Origin of the sequence: Kitasatospora sp. NPDC057015, assembly GCF_042673745.1 — a bacterium.
Taxonomy (GTDB): Bacteria; Actinomycetota; Actinomycetes; order Streptomycetales; family Streptomycetaceae; genus Kitasatospora.
The window spans coordinates 59,100-68,472 of record NZ_JBHUSG010000032.1; the positions used below are offsets into that span (position 1 = coordinate 59,100).

The 9,373-nt window shown below is 72.1% G+C and carries 6 protein-coding genes; 2 read left to right on the forward strand and 4 right to left on the reverse strand.

Annotated elements, in window-relative coordinates; genetic code table 11:
- Positions 1-423 precede the first annotated feature (423 nt).
- Positions 424-2,571, reverse strand: a complete 2,148-nt coding sequence (locus tag ACFTWP_RS26290; protein WP_380267286.1) for a carbohydrate binding domain-containing protein — start codon at positions 2,569-2,571, stop codon at positions 424-426.
- A gap of 274 nt (positions 2,572-2,845) precedes the next feature.
- Here ACFTWP_RS26290 and ACFTWP_RS26295 point away from each other — a divergent pair, with 274 nt between their 5' ends.
- Both ACFTWP_RS26295 and ACFTWP_RS26300 read left to right on the forward strand, forming a co-directional pair.
- Entirely contained in the window at positions 2,846-3,367 is a 522-nt protein-coding gene (locus tag ACFTWP_RS26295) for a SigE family RNA polymerase sigma factor (RefSeq protein ID WP_380267288.1), read from the forward strand.
- 120 nt (positions 3,368-3,487) lie between these two features.
- The gene (locus tag ACFTWP_RS26300) at positions 3,488-4,312 is read left to right on the forward strand and encodes a hypothetical protein (protein ID WP_380267291.1); all 825 of its coding nucleotides are present in this window, start codon (positions 3,488-3,490) and stop codon (positions 4,310-4,312) included.
- A gap of 96 nt (positions 4,313-4,408) precedes the next feature.
- Here the strand turns inward: ACFTWP_RS26300 and ACFTWP_RS26305 are convergent, their stop codons facing one another.
- The 3 genes from ACFTWP_RS26305 to ACFTWP_RS26315 all read right to left on the reverse strand — a co-directional run bounded on the left by ACFTWP_RS26305 (position 4,409) and on the right by ACFTWP_RS26315 (position 8,821).
- Positions 4,409-4,747, reverse strand: a complete 339-nt coding sequence (locus ACFTWP_RS26305) for a P-II family nitrogen regulator (protein WP_380267293.1) — start codon at positions 4,745-4,747, stop codon at positions 4,409-4,411.
- On the reverse strand, positions 4,744-6,060 hold the full coding sequence (locus ACFTWP_RS26310; RefSeq protein WP_380267295.1) for an ammonium transporter: 1,317 nt from the start codon (positions 6,058-6,060) through the stop codon (positions 4,744-4,746). Before ACFTWP_RS26310 ends, ACFTWP_RS26305 begins: the two co-directional genes overlap by 4 nt.
- A 433-nt stretch (positions 6,061-6,493) precedes the next feature.
- Positions 6,494-8,821, reverse strand: a complete 2,328-nt coding sequence (locus tag ACFTWP_RS26315; protein ID WP_380267296.1) for a M4 family metallopeptidase — start codon at positions 8,819-8,821, stop codon at positions 6,494-6,496.
- Between the last annotated feature and the right edge of the window lie 552 nt (positions 8,822-9,373).

Below are 9,373 nucleotides of genomic sequence, written 5' to 3' on the forward strand. Positions count from 1 at the left end.
GTGGTTTACCGGCGCCAAGCCACTCGTCCGGGGTACGCGCCGAGGCGCCGGGCTGACGGCTGACGGCCGACCCGCGACGGCTGAAGGCCGACGGCTGACACCCGGCCCGCGACGGCCGACGGCCGACCCGCGACGGGAGCCGGGGCGGGACGGCGCGGGCGCCGAAGACGGCGACGGCCGCCCCGCCTCACCGGAGATCGGGAGGCGGGGCGGCCGTGCGTGGTCCACCCGGTGTCAGAGCCGGGCGGACCGGGCCGGGCCGGAGGTCGGATCCGGCCCGGGACCGGCGCGGGGGGTGGCCCGCGCCGGGGCCTGGGCCACCCGTGAGGGCGGCGCGGTGGGGCGGGGAGTTCGGACCGGGCGTCCGGACCGGGGGTTCGGACCGGCGTCCGGGGCGGGCTTCGGGGTCAGGTGTCCGGCCGCTCAGGCGCGCCAGGTGTCGCTCAGGGTCACCTTGCCGGAGGCCGGGACGGTCGCGGTGCGGTTGGCACCGGACTCCCAGGTGACGTTCCCCGCCGCGTCCTTGCGGATGTACTTGTACTCGAACGCGGTACCGGCCGCCAGGGCGACGTCCAGCTTCCACACCGGGTAGGCCGCCGAGGAGAGCAGCAGCGCCTGGCTCGGGTCCCAGGTGCCGAGCGAGCCGACGCTGCCGACCACGTAGATGTTCTGGCCGACGACGGTGGTGGCGTTCACCGCGAAGGAGGCGCCGGCGGCGACCGCGGTGGCGGTCGGGCTCGGGCTGGTCGTGGCGGTGGGCGTGGTCGTGGCGGTGGGCGTGGCGGTGGGCGTGGCGGTGGCGGTGCCGCACGGGTCGCCGCTGCCGACCACGCCGTCCTTGACCGTCACGTTGCCGGTGCCCAGCGCGTAGTTGGCGCTGTTGTTGTTGTCCCAGGTGCCGGAGCCGTTGTTGAAGGTCGCGGCCAGGCCGGTGGCGCTGCCCAGGTCGACGGTCCTCTTCACCCAGCCGGTGCAGGCCGCGGTCATCGCGACGCCGGGCGCGGTGGTCCAGGTGCCGCCGGTCGGGGCGTAGTGGATGTCGTAGGCCGACCAGTTCTTGTCGGTGCTGTAGAAGACGGTCGCGCTGTTGGTGCCGGAGGTCGGCGAGGCGCTGGCCGACGGGGTGGCGCTGGGCGAGGCGCCGCTCGCGCCGACGTACAGCGCGACCGCCTCCCCGGCCGCGACGGTGGCGGTGAACCTCCCGTCGCCGCCGACGGTGTAGCTGGTGCCGGTGCAGCCGCCGCCGGCGGTCGGGTCGCCGTGCTGGACGTCGCAGTAGGAGCCGGCCGGCAGCGAGGTCTGGAAGGTCTGGGTCACCGGGCCGGACTCGCGGTTGATCGCGACGTAGCCCTTGTTGCCCCGGCCGAAGCCGATGGCGTTGTTGCCGTTGGACCACCAGTTGGTGATGCCGGTGCCGGCGACGGCGTTGCGGAAGCCGACCATGTTGGCGACCTGGCGCCAGGCGTGGGTGCAGTTCCACCCGTCGCTGTAGCAGGCGTTCACGGTGCCGCCGTTCGGCGGGCCGTCGTCGTTGCCGGCGAAGGCGTAGCCGGAGTAGACGTTCGGCGAGCCGTACGGGTTGGCCAGCAGGAAGACGTTCGCCAGCGTGTAGGCGCTGCCGTACTTGTAGTTGAGGGTGGAGCCGTTGCGCTCGGTGTCCCAGTTGTCGACGAAGGTGCGGGCCTGCGAGCTGCCCAGCAGTCCGCTGCCCCAGGTGGACAGGTCGGAGATCCTGCCGCCGTTGAAGGCGCTCTTCAGCCAGGTGGCGGAGCGGAACTCGTCGACGTCGCCGCTGCCGGTGTACTCGGAGGGCTGGATCGGCTCGCCCGCGCCGTAGATGACCTCCTGCACCCAGTAGGCGCTCGGGTTGGACATCTTGGACTTGATGGCGGAGAGCTCGCCGGAGGCGATGTGCTTGGCGGCGTCGATCCGGAACCCGTCGACGCCCATCCCGGCCATGTCGCTCAGGTAGTTGGCGATGGTCTGCTGGACGTAGGCGCTGCCGGTGTTGAGGTCCGAGAGGTTGACCAGCTCGCAGTTCTGGACGTTCGACCGGTCGCCGTAGTTGCTGATCGCGCTGCGGCAGGAGTGGAAGTCCTGGTCCTGGAAGTACCCGGGGTAGTTGTACTTGGTGTAGTTGGTACCGCCGGTGCCCGTGCCGGAGCCCGCGGACATGTGGTTGATCACCGAGTCGGCGATCACCTTGACGCCCGCCGCGTGGCAGGTGTTGATCATGCTCTGGAACGACGCCCGGTCGCCGAGCCGCCCGGCTATCTTGTAGCTGACCGGCTGGTAGGAGGTCCACCACTGGGATCCCTGGATGTGCTCCTGGGGCGGGGAGACCTCGACGAACCCGTAGCCCTTGGGGCCGAGGGTGTCGGTGCAGGCCTTGGCGACGGAGTCGAAGCGCCACTCGAACAGGGTGGCGGTGACGTCCCTGGCACCCGGCGGGGTGGCCTGGGCCGAGGGGGCGGCGGTGAGCGCCGTGCCGAGCGAGAGCGCCAGCGCCGCGGAGGCGGTGAGCGCTCCGGCGACGCGCGCACGCCGGCGGATGGGGGCAGGGGTGACCACGGTGTCTCCTGGGGGCTGAGGTGGCAGCCTGGGCCGTCCATGGATGCAGGGGGCACGGACGGGTGGGGGCAGGATTCGTCTTGCGCAAGTTTCTTGAAAGTTTCAGCAAACTTGCAGCGCCGAACTTATGACCGCCCCGACGGCGCGTCAAGACTCCCGTACGCAACGATTCCGGCGGTACGGGAAATCCGTGTGAGACCTTTTCGGCCGCCAGGGCATCTGTACGGGTGAGGGGTGCGCACCCCACGGGGACGATCGGCCACTGGGGGCGGACATGGACGAAGCAGCGACCTTCGAGGAGTTCGCCGCCACCCGCGCCGCCCGGCTCTTCCAGATCGCCTACCTCATGTGCGGCGACTGGCACCAGGCCCAGGACCTCGTCCAGACCACGCTCGCCAAGATGTACGCCGTCTGGGACCGGCTGCGCCGCGGCGAGGAGGATCCGGCGCTGGACGCCTACGCCCGCAAGGTGCTGCTGCGCTGCTACCTCTCGCACCGGCGGCTGCGGCGCTCCGGCGAGATCGCCGTCGCGGACGTGCCCGACTCCCCCGCCTCCCTGGACGACCTCACCGGGCCGGGCACCGAACTGCGCCTGACCCTGGTCTCCGCCCTGCGCCAACTACCGCCGCGCAACCGGGCCGTGGTCGTCCTGCGCTACCTGGAGGACCACAGCATCGAGGCCGTGGCCGACATGCTCGGCACCAGCCAGGCCGCCGTCAAGGGCCTCAGCACCCGCTCGCTCTCGCGACTGCGCGAGATCCTCGCCGAGGACCGCGAACTCCTGTTGCGGCCCTGAGGCCGCCGCCCGCGACGGCCGGCCGGGCGCACCCGCCCGGCCGGCCGCACCACCCCACGCCCCCGTGCACGGAACACCGCGCCACCGCACCGAACACCGCACTCACCCCGAGGACCGGCCTTGGACGACCTTGAGACCGAGCTCGCCAGGATGCTGGCCGAGAGCGTCGAAGACCTGCGCCCGCCCATCGCCGTCATGGTGGCCGAGGCCAACCTGCGCGGGCGCCGGATGCTGCTGCTCCGCCGGCTGAGGATCGCCGGATCGGTGGCCGCGGTGGCCGCCCTCGCGCTGACCGGCGCCGTCCTCGCCCTGCCGGAGCCGCCGGCCGGCCCGACCGCCGCCGCCCGGACCACGACGCCGACGACCCCGCCGTCCGCCACCACCGGTCCGACCGACGCGACCGCGCTGGAGAGCGCGATGCGCACGGCGCTCGTGGAGCTGGTGGGCCCGCGGGCGGCCGTCACCTCCGACCCCCTCGGGGACGAGATCCGGCCCGATCCCCGGCTGGACGCGGCCCTGTGGGTCCGCTACGACGACGGCGACGGCGCCGTGACGGTGGCCGTCGAACTGCACGGCCCGGCCTCCACCGCGACCGGCCCCTCCTGCGGGGCCAGGGCGAGCGCCGGACCGGAGAGCGGCTACACCTGCCGGACCGAGGCGGCCGGTTCCGGCACCCTGGTGACCGAGGTCCTCAGCCCGCCCGCCACCGGCTGGACCACCTACCGGATCTGGTACGCCGGCCCGGACGGCACCCGGGTGGCCGTCTCGGTGCACAACGGCACCCTGCACGAGCCCGCCGACCCGACCCTGTCCGGCCGCCTCACCCGGGCGAGCCCCCCGCTGGACCTGGCCACCTGGCAGTGGATCGCGCAGAACTACCGATGGCGGAGCCTGGCCGAGGGCGCGATGGACCGCCGCCCGGCCGCCGAACGGGACGGCCCCTGACCGGAGGGCGCCTGACCGGAGGGCCGGAGCGGACCGGTACGGAAGCAGGCCCCGGGCGGGCGGGAGCACCGGGCCGGGGCCCGGTGCCCGACGGCCTCAGACGGCGTCCGGCCCGCGCTCCCCGGTCCGGACCCGGACGATGCTCTCCACCGGTACCGCCCAGACCTTGCCGTCACCGATCTTGCCGGTGCGGGCCGCGGCCACGATGGCGTCCATCACCCGCTCGGCGTCCTCGTCCTCGACCACGACCTCGATCCGGGCCTTGGGGACGAGATCGATCCGGTACTCGGCGCCGCGGTACACCTCGGTGTGGCCGTGCTGGCGTCCGTAGCCGCTGGCCTCGGTGACGGTGAGTCCGTGCACTCCGATCGCCTGCAGCGCGTTCTTGACCTCGTCCAGCTTGAACGGCTTGACGATCGCGGTGATCAGCTTCATACGGTGGAGGCCCTGTCGGACGAGTGCGTGAGCACGGTGGCGTGGGCCGTCGTTCCATGACCCAGGACGCCGTGATCGTACGCGGTCTCGGCGTGCACGGCGAGGTCCAGGCCGGTGAGTTCGTGCTCCTCCGAGGCACGGAAGCCCATCACCCGGTCGATCACCCGCCCGATCCCGTACGTCATGGCGAAGGCGTACGCACCCACCGCGACCACCGCGACCAGTTGCTTGCCGATCTGGCCGAGGCCGCCGCCGTGCAGCAGGCCGGACGGGCCGCCGGTCATCGTGGCGGTGGCGAAGAGGCCGATCAGCACGGTGCCGATGACACCGGCCACGAAGTGCACGCCGACCACGTCCAGCGAGTCGTCGAAGCCGAAGCGGAACTTCCAGCTCACCGCGTACGAGCAGACCACGCCCGCCGCCAGGCCGATCACCAGGGCGCCGAGCAGGTCCACACTGCCGCAGGAGGGGGTGATGGCCACCAGACCGGCCACCGCTCCGGAGGCCGCCCCGAGAGTGGTGGCGTGGCCGTCGCGGCGCTTCTCCACCAGCAGCCAGCCGAGCAGCCCGGTGCAGCCGGCCGCCTGGGTGTTGAGCAGGGCCGAGGCCGCCAGGCCGTTGGCGCCGAGCGCGGAGCCGCCGTTGAAGCCGAACCAGCCGAACCAGAGCAGGCCCGCGCCGAGCAGCACCAGCGGCAGGTTGTGCGGGCGCATCGCCTCCCGGCGGAAGCCCAGGCGCGGTCCGAGGAGCAGCGCGAGCGCCAGGCCGCTGGCACCGCAGTTGACCTCCACGACGGTGCCGCCGGCGAAGTCGAGGGCGCCCAGCTCGGACAGGATCCAGCCGTCGGGGGCGAACACCCAGTGCGCGACCGGGACGTAGACCAGCAGCGTCCAGACGGCGGTGAACGCCACCCAGGAGCCGAACTTGGCCCGGTCGGCGATGGCGCCGCTGATCAGGGCGGCGGTGATGATCGCGAAGGTCAGCTGGAAGGTGGCGAACAGCACGGTCGGGACGTGGCCGGTCAGCGAGGAGGGGGTGATGCCGGCCATCCCGAGGTGGTCGAGGCCGCCGATCAGGCCCCAGCCGGCGTCGGTGCCGAAGGCCAGCGAGTAGCCCGCCAGCAGCCAGACCACGGTGACCACGGCGATCGAGACGAAGCTCATCATGATCATGTTGAGCACACTCTTGGTGCGCACCATGCCGCCGTAGAACAGCGCCAGGCCGGGGGTCATCAGCAGGACGAGGGCGGTGCTGGCGAGCAGCCAGGCGGTGTCACCGGTGTCGAGCGCGGTCGTCGGTTCAGCCAGGAGCATGCGGATCGGTGCCTTCCCAAGCGGCGGCCCGCGCAACCGGAGGTGCCACCCGGGGGTCCGCCGCCCCGGGGGCGGGGCGGGACGACCGGTGGGCCGGATTGCGCGCGAGTCGGATGGGAGAGTTTTGCCCGGCCAAATTTCCTGTTGCAGACACCGGTGTTTCGACCGTGTTTCGTGTTGCCGCCGCGTTTCCGTCCCCTCACGGCCGAGCGCCGCGTACGGGGGCCGGGCATCGGCGGAGACCGGCCCCCGGGGGCGTCCACCCGCACGGGCCCGGGTTCACACGAACGGCCGCGGGCCACCCGGACACGGCCCGGTGCCGGCGTACGGCCGCGGGCCACGCGGGCAGGGCCCGGCGGCGGTTGCCGCCGGGCCCTGCCCGTCACTCACTCGGTGTGCACGCGCTCCCGGCCGTCACCGGCCGGGCCGGGTGTCAGCTGGTGGCGATGGAGGTGTCGTCGATCACGAAGCTCGTCTGCAGCGAGGAGTCCTCGGTGCCGTTGAACTTCAGGGTGACGCTCTGGCCCGCGTAGGCCGAGAGGTCGAAGGTGCGCTGCTGGTAGCCGGCCGCCGCGTTCACGTTGGAGTACGTGGTCAGGGCCGTGCCGTTGACGGTCACCGCGAGCTTGTCGTACACGGTGCTGCCGGTCTCGGCGGTGTCGATGTGCAGCCAGAAGCTGAGGGTCGCCTTGCAACCGGCCGGGATGGTGACGGTCTGCGCGGCGCTGTCGGTGTGGGCGGAGCCGTAGCCGTTCAGCCAGGCCTTCCAGGACCCGCCGTGGGCGGCCTGGCCGGAGCTGTTGTCGACGACGCCACTGGTGGTGGTCCAGGGAGCGGCGGTGCCGGTCTCGAAGCCGGCGTTGCCGAGCAGCTGGGCCGGGGTGCAGCTGCCGCCGCCCGTGCTCACCGTCCAGGTGAAGGAGGTGGTGCCGGTCTTGTTGGCGGCGTCCTTCGCGGTCACGGTGACGTTGTAGGTGCCCGCGGCCGTCGCCGTGCCGGTGATCTTGCCGGTGGAGCTGATCGACAGGCCGGTCGGCAGGCCGGTCGCGGTGAAGGTCAGCGGCGCGGTGCCGCCGGAGGCCGCGATCTGCAGGTTGGCGGTGCCGTTCAGCGCGGTGCTCTGGTTGCCCGGGTTGGTGACGGTCACGGTGCCGGACGGCAGCGAGCCGACGTTGACGGCGGCCCAGGCGGTGGCGACCGCGTTGTACTCGGCGCTGCTCGCGCCGTACAGCGCGGTGGCGGCGTTGAGGGTGGCCGTGCGGGCGGCCGCGTAGTTGGTGGTGGAGGTCATGTAGGCGGTGAGCGCCTTGTACCAGATCGCCGCCGCCTTGTCCCGGCCGATGCCGGTGACCGCGATGCTGTTGACCGTCGGGCTGTTGTAGCTGACGCCGTTGATCACCTTGGCGCCGCTGCCCTCGGCGAGCAGGTAGAAGAAGTGGTTGGCGACGCCCGAGGAGTAGTGGACGTCCAGGTTGCCGACGCCCGAGTACCAGGAGTCGGCCGAGCTGCCGTCCTTGGAGGGCTTGTCCATGTAGCGCAGCGGGGTGCCGTTGCCGTTGAGGTCGATGACCTCGCCGATCAGGTAGTCCGGGTTGTCGGTGGGCAGGTTGGCGTAGAACTCCACCATCGTGCCGAAGATGTCGGAGGTGGCCTCGTTGAGGCCGCCGGACTCGCCCGAGTAGTTCAGGTTGGCGGTGGCCGCGGTGACGCCGTGGCTCATCTCGTGGCCGGCCACGTCGATCTCGGTGAGCGGGTGGGTGTTGCCCGACCCGTCGCCGTAGGTCATGCAGAAGCAGCCGTCGTCCCAGAAGGCGTTGGTGTAGTTGTTGTCGTAGTGCACGCGGCTGAAGGCGCCGACACCGTCGTTGCGGATGCCGTTGCGGCCGAAGGTGTTCTTGTAGTAGTCCCAGGTCGCGCCCACGCCGTACTGGGCGTCGACGGCGGCGGACTCCGAGTTGCTGGCCTGGCCGTTGCCCCAGGTGTCGGTCGACTTGGTGTACAGCGTGCCGTTGCCGGTCGTGCCGTGGTTCATGTTGGTGGTGTACATCCCACCGCGCGAGGCGTCCTTGAGCTGGTACGTGGAGCCGCTCAGCGTGGTGGTCAGCGGCACGTTGCCGACGAAGACGCCGGTGCCGGTGCCGGTCTTGATGCTCTCGGCCTTGCCGAGCACCGCGCCGGTGGCGGCGTCGGTGATGACGTGCAGGCGGCTCGGGGTGCCGTCGCTCTCCTTGCCGGAGACGATCGTCTCCCAGGCGAGCTTCGCGGCGCCGTCGGCGGCCCAGACGACCAGCCGCGGGGCGGTGTCGAGGGCGGAGCCGGACTCGGCGGCGAGCGCGGCGGCCTGGGCCTTCGGGGCGGCCAGCGCCGGCGTGGTGGTGACGCCGGTGAGCACGGCCTCGCTGGCCTTGGTGACGGCCTGGGTGGCGCCGGCCGCGCTCTGGTGGACGATCAGGTCGCCACCGAGGACGGGGAGTCCGCCGTAGGTCCGCTCGTAGCGCAGGTGCCGGGTGCCGTCGGCGTCCTGCACGACGTCCTTGGTGACCAGCTTCTCCTGGGTACCCAGGCCGAGCTGCTGGGCGAGCGACGCCGTCTGCTGGTTGGCGGAGGCGATCAGCGCGTCCCGGCCGGCCACCGTCTGCGAGGCGGCTGCGGAAGGCGCGGGGCTCGCCGCCTGCGCGATGACCGGCATGCCGGTCACGAGCAGCGCGGTGGATGCGGCCATGACAACCGCGGCCTTCCGGGCATGGGTGTAGCGGGGCATACGGACTCCTTTTCCGACCGGCCGCGGGTTGGCGGACGGTGGAGAGAACCTGGCCGCGGGGTTGCGGCACAGTGGGGGCGCCCGGCCGCCGGTGCGCGGCTCGGGTGCGGTGATCCGGGAGTGGTGCAGGAAGTGCGATGCGCCTTACCTGACCTGATGCGACTGCATCGGAGGGTGGGGGACCCCCGCGTCTGCAGCCGGAGGAATCGTGGCAGCAAACGAGTCATGAATGACAGATGCATGCCAGTGAATGGCCGATTAGCATCGCCGCCGATGGTCAGCAGTGGGTGTCGACCGTGTTACGGCCGATGGCACTTCTGGAGATGGGTTTCATTACTGCCCGTCGCCGCCGCCACGCCCGGAAAGCACTGACCAGCGCCAGGCCCGGGCACCCCGCCCGGACCCTCTCCCCCAGCGCCGGGCACCCCCGGCACGTCACAGCGACCCACGTGCCAGCAACGGTTTTCGGCCAATCCTGGCGCCATCCGGACACCCCTGCGCCCATCCCGGACACCGCGGCCACCACCCGCGCAGCGCGCACGACGGCGAGCC